This is a genomic window from Curtobacterium sp. UCD-KPL2560 (genome assembly GCF_001705035.1).
GTDB lineage: Bacteria > Actinomycetota > Actinomycetes > Actinomycetales > Microbacteriaceae > Curtobacterium.
In genome coordinates this window covers 1-23,649 of sequence record NZ_MCIG01000055.1, presented here as the reverse complement: position 1 = coordinate 23,649, position 23,649 = coordinate 1, and the positions used below count along the sequence as shown (strand labels likewise).

The following is a 23,649-nucleotide window of genomic DNA, read 5'->3' as shown; positions in this document are numbered from 1 at the left end:
GACCCAGCCCGCCCGCGCCTCACCCCCGGTCGAACACGATCGTCTCGTCGTCCGGCTCGGACACCCGCCCGGTCCGCGCGGGCACGAGGCGACTGCCGACCCAGGCCTCCCGCCCACCGAGCAGCATCGGCACGTCGCTCATGTGCACGGCCCCGGTCGGCGCCGCGGTCGCCCCGCGCAGCAGCCGGTAGCCGACGGCGTTCCCCCCGGCGGCCCGGTGCCGCGCGACGAACCGGCGGACGTCCCGCCCGTAGATCACCTCGGAGAGCGGCCGCACGACGAGCCAGCGCAGGAGCGACCGGGTCGGCCGGTACCGGGCGAGGGTCCGGACCCCGGGGATCATCGGCACGTACATGCCGGTCTCGTCGGACCCCGACCCGATCAGGACGTCCACCTCGGGTGCCGCGGCGCGCCAGGCCCGGTCGGTGTCGCGCTCAGCGGGGAGCGGTGCGTGGCCGTACTGGGTCCCGAAGGGCATGCCGCCGGCGAGTCCGAACCGGAGGGCGACCCGTTCGGCCCGCTCCTGACGGTCGAGGACCTCGTCGAGCGGCGTGTCGGGGTGCACGACGCCGACCGCCCGGACCAGCGCGCGGCTCATCCGCGCGCGGCCGCGGGAGAGCCCGAGCGGCGCGCTCTGCACGATCGCCCGGCGGAACAGCCCGCGGGCGCCGTCGCTGATCAGCAGGTGCGCGATCGCGTCACCGCCGGCCGACTGCCCGAACAGCGTCACCGTGTCGGGGTCGCCGCCGAACGCGGTGATGTTCCGCTGCACCCAGCGCAGCGCCTCGAGCAGGTCGAGCAACCCGAGGTTCGCGGGCACCGTCCTGCCGTCGCCGAGGAACCCCAGGACGCCGAGCCGGTAGGTCACCGACACGACGACCACCCGCTGCTCGGTCACCAGGTCGCGGGCGTCGTGGATGGGCAGGTCGCCACCACCGATGACGTACGACCCGCCGTGCACCCACACCATCACGGGCAGGAGTTCGTCCGGGCGGACGTCGCTCGGCAGCGTGACGGTGAGGCGCTGGCAGTGCTCGTCGACCTGCAGGTCCATCGGCGGCAGCAGCTGCTCCATCGCCGGCGACGTGCGCTGCGGCGCGACGGGGGCCGGCGTGGTCGCCGGGTACGGCTCGGCGGAGTCCGGGTACGGCTCCGGCGGCGCGAAGCGGTCGGCACGGGCGTACGGGACGCCGAGGGCGCGGGTCACCGCGCCGTCGACGACGGCGGTGACCGTCCCGGCGGGGGTGTCGAAAGGACGGGTTGCGGGGGTCGGCACCGGCTCACGGTACCGACGTGACCCCGGGACGGACGGGAGGCGCGGTGCGGGCCGACACCGCGCCTCCCGTCCGTCGTCGGGTCGCGTGTCGCGACGGGCGCTACCGGACCCGCTTGATGGGGATGACCACCAGGGCGCCCACCAGGGCGACCGCTCCGGCGGCCCAGCACATGAGCTCGTAGTTGTCGGCGTGCGTGCTGCCGACGGACAGGAAGAACAGCGAGATGGCGGGGGCGAGCGACTGCGGCAGCGCGTTCGCGATGTTGATCACCCCGAGGTCCTTGCCCGGCCGGTCCGCGTTCGGCAGCACGTCGACGACCAGGGCGGTGTCGATCGCCGAGTAGATGCCGTAGGCGAAGCCCATGACCACCTCGGCGACGTAGAAGCCCGTCACGGTGTCGGCGTGGGCGAGCACGACGAGACCGACGGCGAACAGCGCGGTCGAGCCGCCGACGAACACCTTGCGGCGGCCGAGGCGGTCGGACGCCCAGCCGGAGACCGCCGCGCTGACGAGCAGCGCGATCGTGTAGAGCAGGACACCGAACGCGACGGCCTTGGTGGCGTCCGCGAGCTTCTCGATCCCCAGGTGCTCCTGCATGTACAGCAGCCGGTAAGTCGTGAACATGAAGGTCGCGAGGATGATGAGGAAGCGCGACCACCACGCGAACGCGAAGTCGGGGTTCTTGATCGGGTTCGTCCAGAACGACGACACCAGGTTGCGCCACGTGAACTTCTTGAGCGGGTACGTCGGCAGGTCGTCGCGGGCGACCACCGCGTACACGACGACGAGCACCACGGCCAGGACGCCGGGGGCGATGAACAGCACCGGCAGGTTCGCGACGAAGAACACCGACAGGTAGGTGCCGGCGAGCACGGCGGTGTTCTGCGCGAGCGCGATGATGCTCGACGATCGGCCGCGCTGTGCCTGCGGGACGTTGTCCGCGAAGCTCGCGAGGAGCGTCGCGAGCGTCGCGTTGGCGGCGACCTGCGCGAGCAGCCACGCGAGCGTCAGGTTGAACACGTCCGGTGCGTAGGCGATCCAGGCCAGGGCGACGAGGAAGACCACGACGCCGCCGAGCAGCCAGGGACGCCGCCGACCCCACCGCGTGCGGGTCCGGTCGGAGAGCGCGCCGGCGAGGGGGTTCATGAGCAGTGCGCCGAACGCGCCGATCGGCAGCACGGAGCCGATCACGGTGGCGGCGTCCTCGCCCACGAGCGCCTGCGCCTTGATCTGCATGCTCACGTAGACCGGGGCCATGAGCGCCACGAAGAGGCCGAACTGTCCGAGGAAGAGCGCGACCTGGTAGCCCACCCCCACCCGCATGGTGCTGACCGGTTGGGTGATGCCCTCTTCCGGGTTCAGCAGGGCCGGACCGCCGGGTTCGGGTGTGCTCATGACGCCTCCTCGAGTCGATGCAGAAACCTTGTCGTACATGGTTTCTGGTGGGGAGCCTACATCGATCGCCGGGATGCGCGACACATGTCGTGGTGTGGAGCAGTGCCCGACGCACGGTGGAACGGCCGGGACGTCGCCTGACGCAGAAAACTACACAGCGGGTGGTTTTTGCGGTAGCGTCGTCTTCGATCTCGCCGTGGAGCATCGCTCCTCGACGGGCGCGACACCCAGTCAGGACCGAAGGAGCCTCTGCCATGCCCACCACCTCTGTGCAGCTGTACTCACTGCGCGACGCCATCGCCGAAGACCTCGACAAGGCGATCGCCCGCGTGCGGGAGATCGGCTACGAGAACGTCGAACCGTACGCGTTCGTCGAGCGTGCAGCCGACCTCGAGAAGGCCTTCGCGGCCACCGGCCTGCAGGCCCCGTCGGGTCACGTCGCCGTGATCGACGCCGAGGACACCGCGCCGATCTGGGACGCCGCCGAGCGCCTCGGCATCCGGACGGTCATCGACCCGTTCATCCCGACCGACCGCTGGCAGACCGCCGACGACGTCGCGAAGATCGCCGAGCGCGTCAACGTCCTGACCGCCGAGGCAACCGCGCGCGGCCTGCAGTTCGGGTACCACAACCACCAGTGGGAGTTCACGAACAAGGTGGACGGCAAGACCGTCTACGAGCACTTCGTGTCGCAGCTCTCCCCCGAGACCGTCCTCGAGGTCGACACCTTCTGGGCGACCGTCGGCGGTGCGGACGCCCCGGCCGTGCTCCGCTCGCTCGGTGACCGCGTCGTCGCGATCCACGTCAAGGACGGCAAGGTCGACGGTGACATCCTCACCGCGCTGCCGTCGTCGGAGAGCGCCCTCGTCGTGCCCGAGGCCCTGCAGCGCGCCTTCGAGAACCAGACCCCGGCCGGCCAGGGCGACGTCGACGTGGCGGGGATCCTCGCCGCGGCACCGCAGGCCATCCGTGTCGTCGAGTTCGACGCCTACTCGGGCGACGTCTTCCAGGGCATCACCGAGTCCCTCGCGTGGCTCCGCGCCAACGACACCGCCGGGAGCGCCGCGTGAGCCGCGTCGGGATCGGCATCATCGGTGCCGGCAACATCTCCACCCAGTACCTGACGAACCTCACGCAGTTCGCCGACGTCGAGGTCCGCTTCGTCGCCGACGTCCTGCAGGACCGCGCCGCCGCGCAGGCAGCCGAGTACGGGGTCGCGGCGTCCGGTTCGGTCGAGGAGCTCCTCGCCCGCGACGACATCTCGATCGTCATCAACCTGACGATCCCCGCCGCGCACGCCGAGGTCGACCAGCAGATCATCGACGCCGGCAAGCACGTCTGGAGCGAGAAGCCGATCGCGACCGACCACGAGTCGGCCGCCGCGGTGCTCGCGTCGGCGAAGGCGAAGGGCCTGCGCGTCGCGACGGCGCCGGACACCGTGCTCGGCGCGGGCATCCAGACGGCGCTCCGGGCCATCGCCCGCGGGGACATCGGCGAACCGCTCACCGCGACGACGCTGTTCCACGTGCCCGGGCCCGAGGCGTGGCACCCGAACCCGGACTTCCTGTTCGCCACCGGTGCCGGCCCGCTGTTCGACATGGGTCCGTACTACGTGACGACGCTCGTCCACGCGTTCGGTGCCGCCTCGCGCGTACAGGCCGTGTCGTCGAAGTCGCTCGACCGCCGCACCATCGCCTCGGGCGACCGCGCCGGCGAGACCTTCCCCGTCGAGGTCCCCACGCACCACGCCGCGCTCATCGAGTTCGCCGGCGGGCAGTCCGCCCAGTCGACGTTCTCGTTCCAGCACGCACTCCCCCGCATGGGCTTCGTCGAGATCAACGGCACGCTCGGCACCATCTCGCTGCCCGACCCGAACACGTTCGAGGGCTCGTCGCAGCTGTGGCGCTACGGCCAGGAGGAGCCCGAGACCCTCGAGGCCGTCGGGTCCACCTGGGGCCGCGGCACCGGCGTCGTCGAGATGGCCCGTGCCATCGCCGAGGACCGTCCGGAGCGCGCCTCGGGCGAGGTCGCGCTGCACGTCCTCGACGTGCTGCTCGGCATCCGCGACGCCGCCGAGTCCGGTTCGGCGGTGACGATCGAGTCGTCCGTCGAGCGCGTGGCCCCGCTGCCCGAGGACTTCGACCCCGCCGCCGCGGTGCTCACGGCGGGCGTCGACGCGTAGTCGACCGCACCACCGTGGAACGGCCGGCCCCGCTCGGGGCCGGCCGTTCGTGTGTGCTGCACCGTCACCGTCACCGTCACCGTCGCTCCTTGAAGTAGCGCAGCAACGAGCGCTCACGCACGCACGAGACCCCCACGGTGATGCCACCCAGCGCGGCCGCCGCAGCAGCCGCGGTCCGCACGACCACCTCCGCGATGATCGGCCACCGGTCTCCCGCGCTCAGCGGACCGGTCACGAGGAGCGTGGCCAGCACGATGACCACCGCGCCTGGGAGGATCCAGGTGACCCCCTGTGCCAATTGCGTCGCGAGCTGCGCGCTGCGGGTCACTCCGACGTGACGGTCGCTCGCGAGCGCGAGGCGGCGCCGGAGCACGATCGTGCATCCCAGGACCGCGGCGACGGCGGCGGCGAAGGACTCGACTGACGACGGAACCACTCCGTCCGCTCGTCGGGTGGCCGAGAAGGTGGCCCCGAACGTCCCGTTGAGTTGACGGAGCGTCGGCGGCTCGCCGTCGCCGACCTTCGGCAGCAGTGTGGCGCTGAGCGCAGCCACCGACGCTTCGTCCTCGGGCCAGATCGTGGTCCAGCACTCGTCGAAGGGACGGCCGTCGAGCGGCGCCACGCCGACCGCGGCCCAGGACAGGGGACTCACACGTCCGTCTTCGGGGTGGTCGTAGACGGCGGCGACCGGCACCGGTGCATCCGCCGTGGCGAGGTCTTCGCCCGCGCCGACCCCGAGTGCACCAGCGAGACCGCGCGGGAGGAGCACGCCAGGACTCCCTGAGCGTCCCGGTGCGACGCCGAGCACGCGCTCGAAGCCCGGGGACACCTCGAAGAGCGGGACCGGCGACCGAGGGGTAACGGCGGGCACGAGCTCGGCCTCGGTCCGGCGGACGGCTCCCGCGGCGACGACGTTGGGTAGCTCGACCAGGCGGGAACACGACCGGCCGTCGATCCGTCCGTCCGATCGCTCGATCGAGGTGGCTGCACCAGCTGCGACGAAGCGCTCTGCCTGCCGGACGTCAGCAGCCCGCTGCCCAGCAGCAGCGACGAGGAGCCCACCGACGAGAAGGACGAACACCGCGGCCGCTGCGGCCGTCGCCCCCGCCCCACTCCGAACGTCCCGGGACGCCTCGTCCACGATCGAACGCAAGCGCACCTCAGCCCACCTGACCGAGCTCGTGGACGGTGTCGCACGATGCTCGCGTCGACGGGTCGTGCGTCGCGACGACCACGGCGAACCCGTTCCCGGCGAGTTCTCGCACGGCACGGTCGACCTGCGACGCCGTCGAGCGGTCGAGCTGCGCGGTCGGCTCGTCGACCAGGAGCACGTCCGGAGCGGAGGCGACCGCCCGGGCGAGCATGAGTCGTTGCGCTTCGCCACCGGACAGGTCGCGGAAGCGGGCACCCACCCGACTGCCCAACCCGAACCGGTGCAGGAGCGCCTCCGCTCGGAGTTCCGCTTCGGGACGGCGCGCACCGCTGGCCAGGTACGGAAGGGCCACGTGGTCGACCACGCTGCGACGCGCGACGCCGTGCGGGTTCTGGAACACCCATCCGACCCTGATGCCGTCGTCACGCTCCACGTGGCCACACGTGGGCTCGACCATGCCCGCGATGATGCCGAGGAGCGTCGACTTGCCGCTCCCGCTCGGGCCGACGAGCGCGTGCACGACACCGCGTTCCAGGCGTGCGTCGACACCACGGAACAGCCAGCGACCGTCGCGGAACCGGTGGCCGACGCCGCGGAGCGTCACCGGCACCGTCGACCCGCGTCAGGGTGCAGCAAGACCGAGGAGAATCCCCCGCTCGGTGCCCGCACGTACGACTGACCGAGCTCGGATCCCACGACGGCGACCAGCACCGCCTCACGGCGGCGAGGAACCTGCACACACGCCTGGTCGTCGCGGAGGTCGTAGAGCGCCGCGGGTGGTACGACGAGGACGGTCTCCGGCTCGTGGAGACGCCAGTCGGCAGGGATGCTCGCAGTCCCGTCCTCGACCGTGGCGGAGGCGTACTCGGGTGTCGACGCGATCGCAGCGAGCGCAGCGCGGTCGCGGACGACCCCATCCGGATCGACTGGCGCGGTCACCTGACCGACGCGCACCTCGCGTGCACCCGGCGTTGCACCTGCCGGCGGCGCGACCGTGGCCCCGACCAGGTCGACCGGTAGTGACACCAGAGGCGCTCCCCGCTCGGTCGGAGTGCCGACCGTCCCGTCGCACGCCCTGGCAGGGACGGCATCCGCCGGGATCCACGCGAACCGGTCGAGCGGGACCCCGGCGGTGAGCCGGAGACCAGAGCCCGCTGACCGGAGCAGGCGTTGTGCTGCACGGACCGTCCGAGGCCCGACCCTCCCGTCGTCGGCGACGGGGAAACCGAGCGCGCTCAGCGACCGTTGGAAGCCCCGGACGTCCGAACCCTCCGTACCGACCTCGAGGTCGCGCCACAGGGGCTCGTCAGTCGCCAGCGCGATGACCACCTCGCCGTCCACGGTCGCGATGACCGACCCGGAGCGCACGGGCTCTCCGGAGGCGCACGAGAGGCTCGTGAGCACGCCGGACCGAGGCGCCGCGACCGTTCGTGGCCCGCCTGCGACGAGTGAGAGTCGGAGGAGACGAGCGTCGTCGTCGCTGCGTTCCTCGACCGGCACCACATCGACGGGACGCGCGGACCGAAGCGCCTCTGGTTCGTCCAACGCGGCGCCCAGCAGCGCGGCCGACGCCCCGAACGCTCCGGCCGCCACGAGGGCGAGCACACCGGTGGACCAGTGCGTCGACACCGCGCTGCGCCTCATCGTCGGTACCAGCGGCCGAGCGGGTCGAGTCGGCACGCCTCGGCCGCGGGGTCGAGGGCGTCGAACGACCAGTCGTCGCGCGCGTTCTCCTCGTTCCAACGGTCGTCCGTGTAGGACCCGTCGACGAGGCCAGCGGCGCGGAGGCAGCGCACCGCGATGGCGGCTTCGTCGAGCTGCTCCGGGTTCCGGCGAACCTGCTCGTACAGGAAGCGGATCGAGCCGTCCCAACGACGTTCGCAGGTCTGCAGCACCGGGTCCGAGTGCTCGAAGAAGTCGTCCGGGTACGAGCCGTCCTCCGAGCCCAGTTCGAACCCGCCCGTCGCGTCGTAGGTGATCGTGTACCCAGCATCGGCGAGGCACGACGCCACGTGCGACCGTGTCTGTTCGTACTCGGCGACGGACACCGCGCCGTCCCGGAGGACGTCACGCTCGTACGCGCTGTGGGCACCCGCGTACGCGGTCTCGAACTGCGCTGCCCACGGGCCTTCGAAACCGCGGGGCCCTCCCCTGGCCGCGTCGGTCGGTGTGGCCGTGGCGGAACACCCGACGACCGATCCGGACACGAGGAACGCGATCACGACCGAGCGGACCGTGCGCTCCACGTCAGCCCCTGAGCGAGTAGCCGTAGGACACGACGTTGCCCCAGCAGGCGGACTGCTTCGACCACTGACGGGCGTTGGCCCAGTTGCCGTACTTCGACGCCGCGTTCCTGATCGCGTCCCAGTGGCGCGCCGGGACGCCCGAGCACTCGTTGTAGGCCTGCCACGTGGTCACCCTGTTGACACACGGCACCGCGCCCGCGGGCTCTGCGTGCACCGTGACGGCGACGAGCCCTCCGCCCACGAGTGTCGCAGCGATGGCCAACACCGAGATCGACTTCACGTCATTCCCCCTTCGTATCCAACGTTCCACACTAAGATATATCTCCGCTCCGGTCTCGTCAATCGAGCCAGACCGCGCGGACGTGCACCAGGATGGGACCGTGACCGAGGACCAGCACGACCAGCCGCACGTCGTCGCGGTGAGCAGGGACGACGAACACCGCTTCAGCAAGCCCGTGGTGGACGAGGTGCGCCTCGTCGCCGGGTGGGGCGTGGACGGGGACGCCCACGCCGGCACCACCGTGCAGCACCGCTCCCGGGTCGCGCGGGACCCGTCGCAGCCGAACCTGCGGCAAGTGCACCTCGTGCACGCCGAGCTCTTCGACGAGCTCGCGCCGACCGGGCACCACGTCGAGCCCGGGGAACTCGGCGAGAACGTCACGACCCGGGGCGTCGACCTCCTGGCCCTGCCGGTCGGCACGGTCCTGCGGCTCGGCGCCGACGCCAGCGTGCAGGTCACGGGACTGCGCAACCCGTGTCAGCAGATCAACGACCACGACCCGGGACTGCTCAAGCAGGTGCTCGGTCGCGCCGAGGACGGCAGCGTCGAGCGCCGGGGCGGCGTGATGGGCGTCGTCCTGACCGATGGGGTCGTGCGGGCCGGCGACCGGATCACGGTCGAGCTGCCCGTCGGCGAACGGCAGCCGCTCCAGCCGGTCTGACCGCTCCGGAGCCACCCGAGAACGCGCCGCGAAGCGCGCACCCGCCTCGCGAGTCTCCTGGACAGAACCGGGCGAGACGTAACTCACCGCGAAGTGGCACCGCTCATCCACCCAGCCCGATGGGCGAGCACCGCGATCTGCACGCGGGTCCGAAGTCCGTACGCACGGAGGATCGCGGCCAGGTGCGTCTTGACGGTCGCCTCCGATATCCACAGCGCCCGAGCGATCTCCGCGTTGCTCAGGCCGTCGGCGACGAGGAGCGCCACTTCCCGGGCCCGCGGGGACACCTCAGGGAAGGGCATGTCGTCGCCGACGCGGAGTGCTTTCGTCTCTCGCATCCGGGACAACAGCAGTCGCGTGGCGGCCGGAGACGCCACGGCTCCGCCGGCGTGCACCTGCCGGACAGCGCGGACTATCTCGTCGCGGTCCGCCTCCTTCGCGAGGAAGCCGCTCGCTCCGGCCTCGAGACCGCGCACGATGTTCTCCTCGGTCTCGTAGGAGGTCAGCAGGATCACGCTCGGCCCGTCCTCGAGCGCGGTGAGGGAGGCCGTAGCCTCGACGCCGTCGATCCCGGGCATCCGAATGTCCATCAGGACCACGTCGGGTCGGAGTCGATCGCTCCGTTCGATCGCCGAAGCGCCGTCGTGGGCATCACCGACGACGGCGATGTCAGGTTCGGAGCGCAGCATCATCACCAACGCCGAGCGGAGCAGGGGTTGGTCCTCGACGACGAGCACGCTGATGGACGACACGATCCGGTTCTCCGTTCCGGTGCGGGATGGTGATGTCGAGCGCCCACACCTCTCGCTCGTCGTCGAGACCGGCGTGGAAGGTTCCTCCATGCTCCTCGACCAGGGTCTGCATGCTCGCCAGGCCGAGAGCCGAACCCGAGCTGGGTCTGCGATCGTCGGGACCATCGACGATGCCGTCGTTCTTGATCCGGAGCACGATGTCGTCGCCCTCTCGACCGAGTACGACGGACACCAACGAGGGCTCGGCGTGCTTCAAGATGTTCGAGATTGCCTCACGGAGGACTCGGAGCACGGTCCGCTCGACTCCTGGGTCGAGCAGACCGCCGTCGATCTCGGACCGGACTGTGATGCCCGACCGCACGAGTCCCTCGAGGAGATCCCGAGCATTGAGCGACATCGACGGCGCGGACGTCTCTTCGCCTCGGATCGTCCGGAGCAGGTGCCGGATGTCCTGCAGTGCCGCACGACTGGACTTCCCGGTCTGCTCGATCGCGCGCCGAGCCCCTTCGAGGTCGCCCAGGTCGACAGCGACCCCAGCAGCGTCCGACAGTCGAGCGGCCAGGCACGCCGAGTTCGTCAGTGCGTCGTGCACCTCAGCAGCGATCCGGGCCCGGTGTTCGGCGGCTGCGCGTGCCTGCTCTGCCAGCCGAAGCTCCTCGCGGCGATCACGCTCGAAGGTCTTGAGCGCCTCGAGTTCGATCAACCGCTCGCGCTGCCCACGAGCCCTGACGCCGAGCCAGGTAGCGAGCCCGTACGCGATCAGGCACAGCGCGAAACCGCTCCGCGTCCGTCCGGCGAAGGGGACGGACGCCACCAGCACGGCAACACTCCCCGCGAGCGCGAACAGCGCCTGCCGCCGACCGCGGAGGTCGGCCAGCGAGAAGAGCGCCAACGCGGCGGTGAAGGGTTCGGCGGCGATGGCGGTGCGCCGACTCTCGAACTCGAGTGCGAGGACGACGACCAGGGTCGCCCACGGCGCTGCTCGGCGCAGGAATCCGAGCGCGAGCACCGCAGAGATCGGGAGAGCCCACTCCCAGCCGACGTAGGCGATCCGAGGTTCACCGTCCGGCCCCCATCCGAAGGAGTAGGCCATCACCACGACGAAGGTGCCCACTGCGAGCACGGTGTCGTCCAGACGGGAGATGCGCGGTGGTTCTGTCCGCCGTCCGGTTCTCAGCACCCAGTCATGATATTCAGAATTTCACAGTTCTGGTCAAGCCGTCGGCGGGACGAGCGACTCGAGCAGCCGCAGGACCCGCTCGCCGTCCACTGCGTCGGGGTCGAGCAGCCACTGCACCTGCAGACCGTCGGACGCCGCGATGCACAGGCTCGCCAGGTCGGCCGGGTCGAGGTCCGCGCGAATGCGCCCGGCGGCCTGGTCGGCGGTGATGAGCTCGGCGAGGTCGGCCCGCAGGCGCGTGAACCGCTCGCGCATGAAGTCCCGCGTGGTCGGGTGGCCCTCCTGCACGGCGTCGGCGGCGAGCGTCGTGTAGAGCTGCACGAGCCCGGGGACCGCACGGTTGCGCGTCGCGCTCTCCCGCATGTCCCCGATCGCCGACTTCATCCGGTCCGGTGCACCCTGCTCGCGGACCTCGTGCTCGCGGTACACGGCGAGCAGCAGTTCGTCGCGGCTCGGGAAGTAGTGCCGGAGCGCCGCGTGCGTGATGCCGAGCGAGTCGGCGACCGACCGGAGCGACGACGCGTCGACCCCCTGTGCGGCGACCATGCGGATCATCTCGTCGAGGATCTGCGCCCGGCGTTCGGCACCCTTGCGGTACCCACCGCGCCGGGGTGGGGTCGCGTCGTCGTCGACCTCGTTCGTCATCCCCCCAACTTACCGCTGGAAGGTTTTCGCGCCACCCCCGGTGGGCCCGCGATCAGGAGTCGATCGGCTCCGACGCCCCGTCCGGGTCGACCGTGTACTCGTCGACGGGCGTGGGCGCACCGCCGACGAGCGCCTCGGTGACCTGGTCGAGGCACCGCGCGAGCACGGCGTTGTCCTCGGTGGACAGGTGGTCCATCACCCCGACCACGGCCTCGTGGAAGCGGGCGTACGACGAGTCGATCTTCTCGGCCGCCTGCACGGTCGGCTCGAGCACCTGCGCGCGTCGGTCGGTCGGGTGCGGCGACCGCACGATGTCTCCCTTCGCGACGAGGCCGTCGACGATCTTCGTCACCGAGGCGTTCGACACGTTGAGCATGACGGCGAGGTCCTTCGGCCCCATCGCCCGCCCGTCCCGGTGCGCCTGGAGCAGGTACCGCACGGCGAGGAACTCGTTCTTCGTCAGGCTGCTCTCGGTCCGGGCCTGCTCGAGCTGCTGCTCCTGGGCGTGCTGCAGTCGGAGGAGGGCGTCCACGGCGGCCTTCGCGGCTCGGGACCGGGGCTCCCGGGCGTACAGGTGCATGTGCTCTCGGCGGACGACGGTCAGCGGCATCGGGTACGACGGTCTCTCTGTACGACGGGCTCGGCGGGGCGTCGGGGTCAGACGCTCGCAGCCGTGAAGAAGTCAGCGTACGACGGTTCGCTGCGCCGGGACAGGAGCGACGGGTCCTGGACGCGGCGCTCGACGTAGGCGTCGATGACCGCCGGGTCGGTGAGTCCCACGCGGGTGTGCGATGCGCCGATCCGCGCTCGCTGCGGCATCCCGGTGTACGTGCTGTGCATAGCGATCCCGCCTTCCTGCGTCGTGGTGTCCTGGTCGGACGACAGAACTGTTCCACGGCGTGAACAGTTCGTGCAACGAACGGTTCGCGTTCTGTACGGTTCGCGCATCGGCCCGTCCCGGACGCTGCGCCAGGGTGGGTCGGGCCAGGATGGGAGCCATGGCCTACACCGCTGCGGACGACCGCTACGACTCGATGCCCTACCGCCGGACGGGCCGCTCCGGCCTCGACCTGCCGCTGCTCTCGCTGGGCTACTGGCACAACTTCGGCGACGACAAGCCGTTCGAGACGCAGCGGGCGATCAGCCGCCGCGCGTTCGACCTCGGCATCACGCACCACGACCTGGCGAACAACTACGGTCCGCCCTACGGTGCCGCCGAGGTCAACTTCGGCCGGCTCATGCGCGAGGACTTCCGGCCCTACCGCGACGAGATGGTCATCTCGACCAAGGCGGGCTGGGACATGTGGCCCGGGCCGTACGGGCAGGGCGGCGGGTCGCGCAAGTACGTCCTCGCCTCGCTCGACCAGTCGCTCGAGCGCACGGGCCTCGACTACGTCGACGTCTTCTACTCGCACCGCCTCGACGCGTCGACCCCGCTCGAGGAGACCATGGGTGCGCTGCACACCGCGGTGCAGCAGGGCAAGGCGCTGTACGTGGGGATCTCGTCGTACGACGCCGACCGTGCGCGCCAGGCCGCCGCGATCCTGCAGGACCTCGGCACGCCGCTCCTCATCCACCAGCCCTCGTACTCGATGCTCAACCGCTGGATCGAGACCGAGGGGCTGCTCGACGCGGCCGGCGACCTCGGGTTCGGTGTCATCGGGTTCACCGCGCTCGCACAGGGCCTGTTGACCGGGCGCTACCTCGACGGCGTCCCGGAGGACTCCCGTGCCGCGGCGGGCAAGTCCCTCGACGCCGGCTCCCTGACCCCCGAGGTCGTCGAGCACCTGCGCGCGCTGAACGGCATCGCCGAGGAGCGCGGCCAGAGCCTGGCGCAGCTCGCCCTGGCGTGGGCGCTGCGCGACGAGCGGGTCACGTCGCTCGTGATCGGTGCCTCACGCGTCGAGCAGCTCGAGCAGAACGTCGCCGCGCTCGGGAACCTGTCGTTCACCGACGACGAGCTCGCGCGGATCGACGAGCACTCGGTCGGCGTCCTCGACGTCGACCTGTGGTCGGGCGCACGTTCCGGCCAGGTGAGCTGACCGCCACCCGACGAGACGCAGGTGGGCGGTCGCCCGCGGCGACGTACCGCTGCAGGCGACCGCCCACCTGACGGCGTCAAGCCAGCCCGAGCCTCGCGTCGAGCACCTCGAGCAACCGCTCCCGGAACGGCACCGACGACCAGCCGTGGTCCGCGCCGTCGACGACGGTCAGCGTCGCACCCGGCAGGAGCTCGGCGTACCGGCGCCCGTACGACACCGGCACGATCGTGTCCTCGGTGCCGTGCACCACGTCGACCGGACCGGTGTACCCGGCGACCGGCCCGTAGACGTCCAGGTCGGCGCGGACGTCCTCGATGAACGCGGCGCCGAGCACCATGCCGCCGAAGTCGAACCAACCACGCTCCCGCACCGGGGCGAGCGGCTGTCCCTGGATGACGTCGTCGACCGTGATGTCGTCCACGACCACACCGGCCGGCGACCACAGGGTCAGCGTCCGGACCAGCTCGGGGACGCGGGCCGCGGCGAGCGCCGACTCGACCGCGCCGAGGCTGTGCGCGACGACGTGCACGCCCTGGCCCCGGTCGGCCGCGCGGATCATCGCGACGACCTGGTCGACCTCGTCGCGGATGGTGATGTCGGCGAACTCGCCGTCGCTCACGCCCTGACCGAGCCGGTCGTGGCTCCGGACGACGGCACCGCGGGCGACGAGGTGCCGCGCGGTCTGCACGAAGAGCTGTCGCCCACCGGTCGCGCTGTCGCTGAACCCGTGCACGAGCAGCACGACGGGCGCGTCGGCAGCGGACGCGCCGGCACCGGAGGCACCGGACGCACCGGACGCACCGGACGCACCGGACGCACCGGACGCAGGGTCAGCCGGCTCCCACTGCCACCCGCGGATCGTCCGTCCGTGGTGGTCGAGCGTCGTCGGCGAGACCCGCGGGTCGGCGGCCTGCAGCGGCACGGCGCCCATCAGTTGGTCCGGTCCGCCCAGCCGGCGGGCAGGTCGCCCGGGGCGGTGTCGATCACCGACTCGTCGTCCGCGCCGACGTGCTCGAACAGCGTGATGTGCGCGAACTCGGGGACGACGTAGATCGGGTAGGTCGGCCCCTCGTCGCGGAAGCGCTGCATCTCGTCGAGGTGGTCGTTCTGGAACAGGACCGTCTTCGACCCGTCGAGCTCGATCCAGCGCGGGAAGAAGATCGTGCCGTGCAGGACGCGCTGCTCGGGCACGACGTTGACGACGACGCTCGTGCCGGTCGGCTCGTTCCACGACACCTTGTAGACGCCCGCGGCGAGCGCCACGAGGTCGACGGTCTGGTCCTTCACCCAGCGGCCGCCGACGTGACCGGTGTGGATGCGGTAGTCGATCGTCGTCGCGTTCTTGACGTACATCTCGTACTGCCAGCCGTTGGCGTAGGTGTAGACGAACCGGTGTCCGACGATGCCGGAGAGGTCCTGGGGCGGTTCGGGGTGTTCGACGGAGGTGGTGGTGGTCATGTCCCCAGCCTGCTCCCGAAATGGTTTTGTTGCAAACAAAACTGGCTGATAGGTTGCCCAGCATGGCGGGTACAGACGACGACACGGCGCGCATCGCCCGCCGGCTCAGCGACCGGGTCGGACCGTTCCGGCGCACACTCCTCCGTACCTCGCGGGCGGTGGCGGGTCTGCCGGACATCCCGGAGGCCCAGATCGAGGTCCTCCGCGCGCTCGGCACCGACCCGCAGATCGGCACGGCGCCCTCCGCCCTCGCCGCGCGCCTCGGCCTCGCCCGGTCCACCGTGAGCAACCTCGTCTCGGCGATGGAGCAGTCCGGCCTCGTCGAGCGCCGGGTCGTCGGTGGGGACGGGCGCCGTGCCACCGTGCACCTGACCCCGCTCGCGACGGACCGCCTCCGGACCTACGACGACGCCGCGACCTCCGTCCTCGTCGACGCCCTCGACCGGCTCTCCGACGCCGACCGGCACGCCCTCGCGCAGGCGCTCCCGGCCCTCGAACGCCTGCACCACGAGGTCGCCGGGCGCCCCGAGGACTGACGGCCCCGCGGCCGGCCCGACGGCCCACAGGTGACGAGACCGGCCGGTCCGATCGTTCCCAGCGACCTCTGAGCCTGCTCTTGGCACTCCTGAGGCGAGAGTGCTAGAACTCTGGTCGTCGGGTCGCGGGGACCCGACGAGGACCACGAAGGAGTTGATCTCGATGACGATGCAGTACGACCCGTTCCGCGAGCTCGACCGACTCGCCGGCACCCTGCTCGGAGCCGGCACGGGCGCACCCCGGTCGATGCCGATGGACCTCTACCGCAGCGGCGACCACTACGTCCTCGACGTCGACCTGCCGGGCATCGACCCGGGGTCGGTGGACGTCGACGTCGACGGGTCCGTCCTCACCCTGCGCGCGGAGCGCACGCTCGGCGCCCCCGAGGGATCGCAGTGGATCACCCGGGAGCGTCAGCCCGGCACGTTCGTCCGGCAGCTCACCCTCGGCGACCACCTGGACACGGCACGCATCAGCGCCGCCTACGACAACGGCGTGCTCAGCGTCACGATCCCGGTCAAGGAGTCGTCGAAGCCGCGCAAGGTCACGGTCACCACCGGCGGCGGCGCCCAGCAGCTCGCGGTCGGCGGCTCCGACGGCCGCGGCACGGACGCCGACGGCGGCAGCTCGGCGACGAGCGCCCTGACCGGCGCAACCAGCACGACCGGCGCAACCAGCACGACCGGCGCAACCAGCACGACCGGTGCAGCCAGCACGACCGGTGCGGCCGGCACGACCAGCGCCTGACGGAGGCACGGTGGCAGCACTCATCAACGCCCTGCTCGCCGTCGCCGTCACCACCACGGCCCTGACGGCCACGAGCCTCGACCGCCGCACCGCCGCGCTCCTCGGCGCGACCGGTGGCACGGTCGGGAACTTCCTCGTCTGGGTGGTCGCCCCGGGCGCGTGGGCCGACGGGTGGCTGCTCCCGTGGATCGCGGCCGTCGTCGGCACGGTCGCCCTGATCGCCGGGTGGAGCGCGACGCGCGCCTACGCCGGGATCACGCGACCGGCGCGCAGCGAGCCGGTGGACGACACGACGACCCTCACCACCCTGCGGGGCTGAGACGACGACGGACGGGAGGCGCGGTGCCAGCCGGCACCGCGCCTCCCGTCCGTCTGCCGGTCGCGTCCGCGACCGGCGTGACCACTACTCCTTGTGCAGGGTGTCCTGCACGAGCCCCGCGGTCTTCTCGACCACGTTCGGCAGCTCGGTCGTGCCGTACAGCCGAACGTCCGGGTGCGTGGGCGGGGGCATCGGCACCGACGAGGTGGGGCCGTCGTGGTACGAGTACTCGCCCTTGCCGTCGAACGAGGGGCCGCTCGCCCACGGCCCGTCGGCAGCCGCGGCACCGTCGGAGAAGTTGAGGTACTGGTAGCTGAACTCCGACGCCTCCTTCGCCTGCGGGAAGTTGCTCGGCACGGGGAAGCCCTCCACGCCCTTCTCGCGCAGCTCGGCCGCGGCGGTCGCCCACATGTTCTGGTGCATGGTGTCGCGGGCGATGAGGAACGAGAGCAGGTCCCGCACGCCGTGGTCGTCGGTCATGTGGTACAGCCGTGCGGCCTGGACGCGGCCCTGCATCTCGGCGTTCTCGTTCGCGGTGAAGTCGGCGAGCAGGTTGCCCGAGGCCGTGATGTACGAGCCCTGCCACGGGTTGCCGTTGCTGTCGACCGGGCGCGCTCCGGCGCCGGCGACGATGGCGTGCTGCACGTCGGTGCCGCCCACGATCGCGGCGACGGTCGGGTCGTCCTGCAGCGCGTCCTCGGTGATGCCGAGCGGGCTCTTCTCGAGCAGCTGCGCGATCATCGTCGCGAGCATCTCGACGTGCCCCATCTCCTCGGCACCGATGCCGAAGACCATGTCCCGGTACTTGCCCGGGATGTGCATGTTCCACGCCTGGAACTGGTACTGCAGGGCGACGGAGATCTCGCCGTACTGGCCGCCGAGCACCTCCTGGAGCTTGCGCGCGTAGACGGCGTCCGGCTTGTCCGGGGTGGCCTTGAACTGGAGTTCCTGCTTGTGGAAGTACAAATCGTGCTCCTTCGCGTGCTGGGTTCGGTCGGTCAGAGGATGGGTGTGCCGCCGGTGACGGCGACCCGGGCACCGGAGACGTAGCTGCCGTCGTCGCTGGCGAGCAGCACGTACACCGGGGCGAGTTCGGCGGGCTGGCCCGCGCGGCCGAGCGGCGTCTGCGTGCCGAACTGCTCGACCTCCTCAGGCGGCATCGTCGAGGGGATGAGCGGCGTCCAGATCGGGCCGGGCGCGACGCTGTTGACGCGGATGCCCCGCGGGCCGAGCAGCTGCGCGAGCGCTGCCGACAGGTTCGCGACGCCGGCCTTCGTGACGTCGTACGGCGCCAGGTCGGGCTTCGGGTTGTCGGAGTTCACCGAGCTCGACCCGATGATCGACGACCCCGGGCCGAGGTGCGGCAGCGCGGCCTTCACGAGGTGGAAGTAGGCGCTGAGGTTCGTCGCGAGGGTGTGGTCCCACTCCTCGTCGCTGATCTCCTCGATCGTCTCGTGGGTCATCTGGTACGCCGCGTTGTTCACGAGGACGTCCAGGCCGCCGAGCTCGTCGACCGCGGTCGCGACGACGGACCGGCAGTACGCCGGGTCGCTCACGTCGCCGGGGAACAGGACGGCCTTCCGACCGGCCTCCTCGATCCAGCGCTTCGTGTCCTGCGCGTCGTCCTCTTCCTCGGGGAGGTAGCTGACGAGCACGTCGGCGCCCTCGCGGGCGAAGGCGATCGCGACGGCCTTGCCGATGCCGCTGTCGCCGCCGGTGATCACCGCGCGCTTCCCGGTGAGCTTGCCCGAGCCACGGTAGGACTGCTCGCCGTGGTCGGCGGTCGGCGTGAGCTCCCGGTCACTGCCCGGGGGCTGCTGCTGGTCGGGCTGCTGCTGGTCGGGCTGCTGCTGGTCGGTCATGCGCGCTCCCTGTCGTCGTCCGGACGGTGTCGGTCCACCGGTGCCGTCGTGTGCTGTCCGCGACGTCCGGCGGTGGCCGCGGCGTCCGTTCGGTCCGCCACCGGGGCCGTCGTGGGCGATGGTCGGCGGGCCGGACTGGGCAGCCGTCCAAGGTGGACGGATCGCGCGGATCGGGTGGCCGGATCGCGCGGGAGACGCCCCGGCCACGCGGGACGGTGCTCCGACGCCGAAGCCGTCAGCACGCCGGACAGCGCACCGGACGGCACGCAGCACCGCGGCCTACCGTGGCGCGCATGGACCTCGAACTCACCGGCCGGACCGCCCTCGTCGTCGGCGGTCACGGGTACATCGGCAGCGTCGTCGCCGAGACCCTCCGTCGCGAGGGCGCGCACGTCGTCGTCGCCTCCCGCACCGCCGACGGCCCCGACGACGTCCGCATGGACACCGCGTCGCAGGAGTCGGTCGACGCCGCGGTCGCGCGGGTGCTCGACCAGCACGGACACATCGACGTCCTCGTGGTCACCGCGGCGCCCGCGGCGGGCACGCTCGACCCCGACCGGGCATCGGACCCCGAGCAGGTCGCCGCCGCGATCGACGGCAAGGCGCTCGGCTTCCTCCGCGTCGCGAACGCCGTGCTCCCCGCGCAGCGCGCCGCCGGCTTCGGTCGCGTCGTCGTGGTGAGCGGGCAGAACGCCTACCTCGCGGGGAACATCACGACCTCGCTCCGGAACGCCGCGACGAACGTCATCGCGAAGAACCTCGCCGACCAGGTCGCGGGCACCGGTGTGGCCGTGAACGTCGTGAACCCGGGCACGGTGACGGACGAGCCGGCAGCGCAGGTGCAGCGCGGCGCCAGTGGCGAGTCGAGCCCGCAGCAGATCGCGGACCTCGTCGCGTTCCTCGCCTCACCGCGGTCCGCCGTGAGCGGCGAGTCCGTCTCGATCGCACACCGCGTGCTCGGACAGCTCACGATCTGAGACGCGAGCGACGGGCGGCCGGGAGGCTCGTGGCGGCGCCGCCACGCGCCTCCCGGCCGCCGGTCGGTCACCGTCACCGCGCGCCGTGCGCCGTGCGCGAGCCGTTCCGGCCCGGGCCGAGATCCGGGCCGATCGGTCGGCCGTCGTCCGGTGACGCGGTCACGCGGTCACGACCAGGGTGACGGCTCAGCCCAGTCCGTCGAGGACCACGAGGATCACCCGCAGCGGGAAGACCGCCACCCGGTGCCACCAGCGCTCCGGACGGTCCGGCACCACGGTCGCTCGGTCCAGGAGCGCGGTCGGCACCTTCGCGGAGCACGGGTCCGCACCCTCGGGCGCACCGGTGTGGTCCCGCTCGGACCGGCAGGCGGCACACTCGGTGCCGCTCCCGTCCGAGGGCGCACCGGGATGCCCCGCCCACGGGTGTGCACAGGCGCGGCAGACCGTGTCGCGCAGACGGCGCTGCAGCACGCGCCCGAGCACGGTGGGTGCAGGGGCCGCGGGGGCGGTTCCGGCTCCCCCGGCGGGCTCGGTACGGGACACGTGCTGATCCTGCCGCATCCGCGCAACCGCGTGGGCGCGCCGACCCTCCCGGGCTCCGGACCGCGGGACGACCGGGTTCGTCCTTCCGGACGACGGCGCTCGTCCCTCCGCCCGATGCCCCGCGCCGCCTCCTCCGCGAGGCTCGTCAGCATGGAGACCTCGACCAAGCACGTGATCGCAACCCTCGCGACCTGCGCCGCGATCATCGCCGTCACGGCGGTCGCCCTGATCGCGATGTCCCCGATCCCGTGAACCCCGCCACGCCCGAGCGCCGTGCGATGATCGATCCGTGAGGGGCGGTCAGGGGTTCACCAGGGTCATCCCTCGCCGATCCCTCGTCGTCGACCTGACGTGGGCCGCGCTCGCCTGCCTCGTCTTCCTCGCACCGATCGACCTCGAGCTCGAACGGGCGAGCGCCCTCGCCGTCACGGCCGCGACCGTCGCGATCGCCCTCCGTCGGCTCAGCCCGTCCGCGGCGATGCTCGCCGCGGTCGCCCTCGGCGTCGTCCAGGTGTGGAACGGGGAGCGTCCCTCACTCGTCGACGTCGCGCTCTTCGTCGTGGTCGGCAGCGTCGCGATCGTCGGCACGAAGATCGAGGTCGTCCTCGCCGGTCTGCTCTCCCTCGGCGCCGGAGTCCTCGCCTCCCTGTACCTTTCCAAGACAGGTTACCGGTACGCACTGCTGCTGAACGGGCCCTCGGAGCAGGTCGCGATCGTCCTCGCGGCGCCGACCCTCGCGCTCGTCTCGGTCTGGGCGGGTGGGCTCGCCACCCGGGCCGTCCGCTCCCAGAACGCCGAGGCCGTCCGCCGCATCGACGCCGAGGCCGCGGCCACGCGCGCCGAGGCGGTCGCGAACCGGGCCGAGGCCGTCGCCACCCGCGCCGTGGACGAGGCCGAGTCCGAACGCATCCGCGCCGACATCGCCCGCGACGTGCACGACGTCGTCGGCCACTCCCTCGCCGTGATCATCGCGCAGGCCGACTCCGTGCCGTTCCTCGACGACGAGGCACGCGTGCGCGAGGTCAGCGCCACCATCGCGAGCACCGCCCGGAGCTCCCTGGTCGAGGTGCGCCAGGTCCTCGGCCACATCGACGGGTCCGACGCCACCGTCGACCCGTCCTCCTTCGAGGAGATCGTCCGTGGCATCCGCGACGCCGGTGTCACGGTCGAGCACACCGTCCGGGGTGCCTCCCGACCGCTCGGCCCGGTGCACGGGACCGCGGCCCGCCGGGTGCTGCAGGAGATGCTGACGAACGCGCTCCGACACGGCGTGCCCGGCGGTGCCGTCGACGTCCGCGAGACCTGGCGGTCGGCGGACCTCGTGCTCGAGGTCGAGAACGCCGTGCGCTCCGCCTCGCTCCCGGTCGGCGAGGAGCTCGGCATCGACGAACTCGCCGCCCACCCGCGCGGATCCGGCCGCGGACTCACCGGCATGCAGACCCGACTCACCACGATCGGCGGGTCCTTCGACGCCGCCGTGCTCGACGACGTGTTCACCGCACGCGCGCGCATCCCGTTCGACGTCCGAGGGGGGACGAACCGATGACCGAGCCACACAGCGGCGCACACACGGGCACCGAACGGGGTGCCGAGCCGCCGACCGGCCCCGCCGCAGCCCCGATCCGCATCCTGCTCACCGACGACCAGGCACTGTTCCGCGCCGGCCTGCGGGTCGTCCTCGACGCCCAGCCCGACATGCAGGTCGTCGGCGAGGCGTCGGACGGCGCCGAGGCCCTCGACCGCATCCGCGAACTGCGCCCCGACGTGGTGCTGCTCGACATGCGGATGACCGGCATGGACGGCGTCGAGACCGTCCGACAGCTCTACTCCGGTGCCGTGGGCGAGCCGCTCCCCCGCGTCGTCGTGCTGACCACGTTCGGCCTCGACCCCGCGGCGGCCACCGCGATCCGCCTGGGCGCGAGCGGATTCCTGCTCAAGGACACCACGCCGCCGTTCCTGTTCGCCGCGGTCCGGGCCGTGCACGAGGGCAGCTCGGTGATCGCGCCGAACGACGTCTCGCAGCTGTTCGGCGCCGACGTCGAGCGCGCGCCCAAGCCCCAGCCCGCCGCGTTCCAGACCCTGACCGACCGGGAGCGGATCGTGTTCGGGTGGGCTTCGCGCGGGCTGTCGAACGCCGAGATCGCGGCGAAGGAGTTCGTCACCGAGTCGACCGTGAAGACGCAGATCTCGAGCATCCTCGGCAAGCTCTCGCTCCGCGACCGGGTCCAGCTCGTCGTGTACGCCCACGACCACGGGCTCGCCGGGACCCGCGAGGGCGGCCGGTCCGCGACCTGACCGTCGGGCCGCGCGCACCGCCCGGTATTCTGTACTCGTGTTCCTGCTCGTCGTCGCCGCGGTCTTCCTCATCGCCTACCTGGTCTGCCGCCGTCGCGACCCGAGGATGCTGCGGAACGGCGTCTTCCTCACCACCGCCGTCGTGTTCGGCGTGCTCGGCGGACTGGTCGTCGCCGCCGACTGGTCGCTGCCCGCGGTCGTCGCCCTCGGGCTGCTCGCACTCGCGCTCCCGATCAGCGTCGTGGTGTTCGGCGTCGCCCTCGTCGCCAACGGTGTGACCATGCTCCGCAAGGAGGGGCGGAGCCTCGGCAACCAGCTCTCCCTGCTCGCCGGTGTCGCCGTGCTCGTCCTGCCGGTCGTCGCCGTCGTGCTCGTCGTCCGGTTCGGCGTCGTGGGCGTGACCGTCGCGGCACTGCTCGCCCTCGTCTCCGCGTACGCCAGTGCCGCCTTCGTCTCGTTCGCCCTCTACTCGGTGGTGTACGGGCGGATGCGCCACGGCGTCGCCCCGACCGCGGTCGTCGTGCACGGGGCGGGCCTGCGCGCGGACGGCACGGTGACCCCGCTCCTGCGCGGCCGACTCGACCGGGGCGTCCAGGCGTGGCGTGCCGAGGTGGCGCGGGGCAACCGCCCGCTCCTCGTGCCGTCCGGCGGACAGGGGTCGGACGAGGTCCGGGCCGAGGCGACCGCGATGCGCGAGTACCTGCTCGACCAGGGCGTCCCCGCCGAGGACGTCCTCGCCGAGGACCGGTCGACCACGACCCGCGAGAACATCGAGCGCTCGGTCGAGCTGCTGCGCGACGCCGGTCGGACCGGACCGCTGCTGCTCGTGACGAGCGACTACCACGTCCTCCGCACCGCCTCCCTCGCCCGCCGACTCGGCGCGGACGCCCAGGTCGTCGGCTCCCGGACCGCCCGCTACTACGTCCCGAGCGCGTTCCTGCGCGAGTTCGTCGCGCTGCTCGTGGAGCACCGGTGGGTGAGCGTCGTCGCCCTGGGACCCTTCGTGGCGCTGGCGGCCGCGATCGCCGTGGGCAGCGACCAGTCGGCGGCGACGACCAGTCCGCCGAGCACGCCGAACACGACGGCGGTGGTGAGGAA

Annotated in this window: 27 protein-coding genes and 1 pseudogene; 11 read left to right on the top strand and 17 right to left on the bottom strand. The window is 71.9% G+C overall.

Annotated elements, in window-relative coordinates:
- Nucleotides 1-19 precede the first annotated feature (19 nt).
- The gene (locus BEP24_RS12250) at nt 20-1,276 is read right to left on the bottom strand and encodes a carboxylesterase family protein (RefSeq protein WP_083230331.1); all 1,257 of its coding nucleotides are present in this window, start codon (nt 1,274-1,276) and stop codon (nt 20-22) included.
- Nucleotides 1,277-1,376: 100 nt separating this feature from the next.
- A complete protein-coding gene (locus BEP24_RS12245; RefSeq protein WP_065963776.1) occupies nt 1,377-2,672 on the bottom strand; it encodes an MFS transporter in 1,296 nt (431 codons plus the stop codon).
- Nucleotides 2,673-2,926: 254 nt separating this feature from the next.
- On the opposite strand from BEP24_RS12245, the gene BEP24_RS12240 reads away from it, so the two are divergent.
- On the top strand, nt 2,927-3,742 hold the full coding sequence (locus tag BEP24_RS12240; RefSeq protein WP_171898806.1) for a sugar phosphate isomerase/epimerase: 816 nt from the start codon (nt 2,927-2,929) through the stop codon (nt 3,740-3,742).
- Nucleotides 3,739-4,854 (top strand): Gfo/Idh/MocA family oxidoreductase, encoded by a 1,116-nt coding sequence (locus BEP24_RS12235; RefSeq protein WP_065963772.1) that lies wholly within the window; start codon nt 3,739-3,741, stop codon nt 4,852-4,854. The genes BEP24_RS12240 and BEP24_RS12235 overlap by 4 nt, the downstream gene beginning before the upstream one ends.
- A gap of 76 nt (nt 4,855-4,930) precedes the next feature.
- Here the strand turns inward: BEP24_RS12235 and BEP24_RS12230 are convergent, their stop codons facing one another.
- From BEP24_RS12230 to BEP24_RS17630, 5 genes are all read right to left on the bottom strand, one after another.
- Nucleotides 4,931-5,935 carry a hypothetical protein gene (locus BEP24_RS12230; protein ID WP_141693452.1) on the bottom strand — a complete coding sequence of 335 codons (1,005 nt, stop codon included), beginning with the start codon at nt 5,933-5,935 and terminating at the stop codon, nt 4,931-4,933.
- Nucleotides 5,936-6,014: 79 nt separating this feature from the next.
- Nucleotides 6,015-6,611, bottom strand: coding sequence for an ATP-binding cassette domain-containing protein (locus BEP24_RS12225; RefSeq protein ID WP_253181675.1), 597 nt, complete (start codon nt 6,609-6,611; stop codon nt 6,015-6,017).
- On the bottom strand, nt 6,608-7,612 hold the full coding sequence (locus BEP24_RS12220) for a peptidoglycan-binding protein (RefSeq protein ID WP_141693451.1): 1,005 nt from the start codon (nt 7,610-7,612) through the stop codon (nt 6,608-6,610). The genes BEP24_RS12225 and BEP24_RS12220 overlap by 4 nt, the downstream gene beginning before the upstream one ends.
- 35 nt (nt 7,613-7,647) lie before the next feature.
- Nucleotides 7,648-8,253 (bottom strand): hypothetical protein, encoded by a 606-nt coding sequence (locus BEP24_RS12215; protein WP_065963765.1) that lies wholly within the window; start codon nt 8,251-8,253, stop codon nt 7,648-7,650.
- 1 nt (nt 8,254) lies between these two features.
- On the bottom strand, nt 8,255-8,425 hold the full coding sequence (locus tag BEP24_RS17630; RefSeq protein WP_171898805.1) for a hypothetical protein: 171 nt from the start codon (nt 8,423-8,425) through the stop codon (nt 8,255-8,257).
- An 82-nt stretch (nt 8,426-8,507) separates the two neighbouring features.
- Here BEP24_RS17630 and BEP24_RS12205 point away from each other — a divergent pair, with 82 nt between their 5' ends.
- Nucleotides 8,508-9,194 (top strand): MOSC domain-containing protein, encoded by a 687-nt coding sequence (locus BEP24_RS12205; RefSeq protein WP_083230330.1) that lies wholly within the window; start codon nt 8,508-8,510, stop codon nt 9,192-9,194.
- Between the two features lie 83 nt (nt 9,195-9,277).
- On the opposite strand, the gene BEP24_RS12200 is transcribed toward BEP24_RS12205, so the two are convergent.
- From BEP24_RS12200 to BEP24_RS12180, 5 genes are all read right to left on the bottom strand, one after another.
- Nucleotides 9,278-9,931, bottom strand: a complete 654-nt coding sequence (locus BEP24_RS12200; RefSeq protein WP_216093139.1) for a response regulator transcription factor — start codon at nt 9,929-9,931, stop codon at nt 9,278-9,280.
- Nucleotides 9,864-10,838, bottom strand: a complete 975-nt coding sequence (locus tag BEP24_RS17845) for an ATP-binding protein (protein WP_216093138.1) — start codon at nt 10,836-10,838, stop codon at nt 9,864-9,866. Before BEP24_RS17845 ends, BEP24_RS12200 begins: the two co-directional genes overlap by 68 nt.
- A gap of 321 nt (nt 10,839-11,159) precedes the next feature.
- Nucleotides 11,160-11,771 (bottom strand): TetR/AcrR family transcriptional regulator, encoded by a 612-nt coding sequence (locus BEP24_RS12190; RefSeq protein ID WP_065963759.1) that lies wholly within the window; start codon nt 11,769-11,771, stop codon nt 11,160-11,162.
- A 52-nt stretch (nt 11,772-11,823) separates the two neighbouring features.
- Nucleotides 11,824-12,381, bottom strand: a complete 558-nt coding sequence (locus tag BEP24_RS12185; protein ID WP_065963757.1) for a MarR family transcriptional regulator — start codon at nt 12,379-12,381, stop codon at nt 11,824-11,826.
- A 47-nt stretch (nt 12,382-12,428) separates the two neighbouring features.
- Nucleotides 12,429-12,611 carry a hypothetical protein gene (locus BEP24_RS12180; protein WP_065963754.1) on the bottom strand — a complete coding sequence of 61 codons (183 nt, stop codon included), beginning with the start codon at nt 12,609-12,611 and terminating at the stop codon, nt 12,429-12,431.
- 158 nt (nt 12,612-12,769) lie between these two features.
- On the opposite strand from BEP24_RS12180, the gene mgrA reads away from it, so the two are divergent.
- Complete coding sequence (mgrA, locus tag BEP24_RS12175; RefSeq protein WP_065963751.1) at nt 12,770-13,813, top strand: L-glyceraldehyde 3-phosphate reductase; 1,044 nt, start codon at nt 12,770-12,772, stop codon at nt 13,811-13,813.
- Between the two features lie 76 nt (nt 13,814-13,889).
- Here the strand turns inward: mgrA and BEP24_RS12170 are convergent, their stop codons facing one another.
- Together BEP24_RS12170 and BEP24_RS12165 are read right to left on the bottom strand one after the other, a co-directional pair.
- Entirely contained in the window at nt 13,890-14,744 is an 855-nt protein-coding gene (locus BEP24_RS12170; RefSeq protein WP_065963750.1) for an alpha/beta fold hydrolase, read from the bottom strand.
- Nucleotides 14,744-15,271, bottom strand: a complete 528-nt coding sequence (locus BEP24_RS12165; protein ID WP_065963748.1) for a phenolic acid decarboxylase — start codon at nt 15,269-15,271, stop codon at nt 14,744-14,746. The genes BEP24_RS12170 and BEP24_RS12165 overlap by 1 nt, the downstream gene beginning before the upstream one ends.
- Before the next feature lie 62 nt (nt 15,272-15,333).
- On the opposite strand from BEP24_RS12165, the gene BEP24_RS12160 reads away from it, so the two are divergent.
- The 3 genes and pseudogenes from BEP24_RS12160 (at nt 15,334) to BEP24_RS12150 (ending at nt 16,874) form a co-directional block, all read left to right on the top strand.
- Nucleotides 15,334-15,807 (top strand): MarR family transcriptional regulator, encoded by a 474-nt coding sequence (locus BEP24_RS12160; protein WP_065963745.1) that lies wholly within the window; start codon nt 15,334-15,336, stop codon nt 15,805-15,807.
- Nucleotides 15,808-15,970: 163 nt separating this feature from the next.
- Nucleotides 15,971-16,366 (top strand): annotated as a pseudogene (locus tag BEP24_RS12155) (Hsp20/alpha crystallin family protein); the annotation flags it as partial.
- A 199-nt stretch (nt 16,367-16,565) separates the two neighbouring features.
- Nucleotides 16,566-16,874: a hypothetical protein gene (locus BEP24_RS12150; protein WP_065963744.1), complete on the top strand. Its 309-nt coding sequence runs from the start codon at nt 16,566-16,568 to the stop codon at nt 16,872-16,874.
- Between the two features lie 84 nt (nt 16,875-16,958).
- On the opposite strand, the gene BEP24_RS12145 is transcribed toward BEP24_RS12150, so the two are convergent.
- Nucleotides 16,959-17,840: a manganese catalase family protein gene (locus BEP24_RS12145; RefSeq protein ID WP_065963743.1), complete on the bottom strand. Its 882-nt coding sequence runs from the start codon at nt 17,838-17,840 to the stop codon at nt 16,959-16,961.
- 32 nt (nt 17,841-17,872) lie between these two features.
- Nucleotides 17,873-18,736: an SDR family oxidoreductase gene (locus BEP24_RS12140; protein ID WP_065963741.1), complete on the bottom strand. Its 864-nt coding sequence runs from the start codon at nt 18,734-18,736 to the stop codon at nt 17,873-17,875.
- Between the two features lie 293 nt (nt 18,737-19,029).
- Between BEP24_RS12140 and BEP24_RS12135 the strand changes: the two genes are divergently transcribed.
- Complete coding sequence (locus BEP24_RS12135; protein ID WP_065963740.1) at nt 19,030-19,713, top strand: SDR family oxidoreductase; 684 nt, start codon at nt 19,030-19,032, stop codon at nt 19,711-19,713.
- Nucleotides 19,714-19,899: 186 nt separating this feature from the next.
- Here the strand turns inward: BEP24_RS12135 and BEP24_RS12130 are convergent, their stop codons facing one another.
- Nucleotides 19,900-20,256 (bottom strand): hypothetical protein, encoded by a 357-nt coding sequence (locus tag BEP24_RS12130; protein ID WP_141693450.1) that lies wholly within the window; start codon nt 20,254-20,256, stop codon nt 19,900-19,902.
- A gap of 289 nt (nt 20,257-20,545) precedes the next feature.
- On the opposite strand from BEP24_RS12130, the gene BEP24_RS12125 reads away from it, so the two are divergent.
- From BEP24_RS12125 to BEP24_RS12115, 3 genes are all read left to right on the top strand, one after another.
- Nucleotides 20,546-21,802: a histidine kinase gene (locus tag BEP24_RS12125; protein WP_083230326.1), complete on the top strand. Its 1,257-nt coding sequence runs from the start codon at nt 20,546-20,548 to the stop codon at nt 21,800-21,802.
- Nucleotides 21,799-22,551, top strand: a complete 753-nt coding sequence (locus tag BEP24_RS12120) for a response regulator transcription factor (RefSeq protein WP_253181674.1) — start codon at nt 21,799-21,801, stop codon at nt 22,549-22,551. Before BEP24_RS12125 ends, BEP24_RS12120 begins: the two co-directional genes overlap by 4 nt.
- 37 nt (nt 22,552-22,588) lie before the next feature.
- Nucleotides 22,589-23,649 (top strand): YdcF family protein (locus tag BEP24_RS12115; RefSeq protein WP_065963738.1); only part of this gene is annotated, 1,061 nt, incomplete at its 3' end.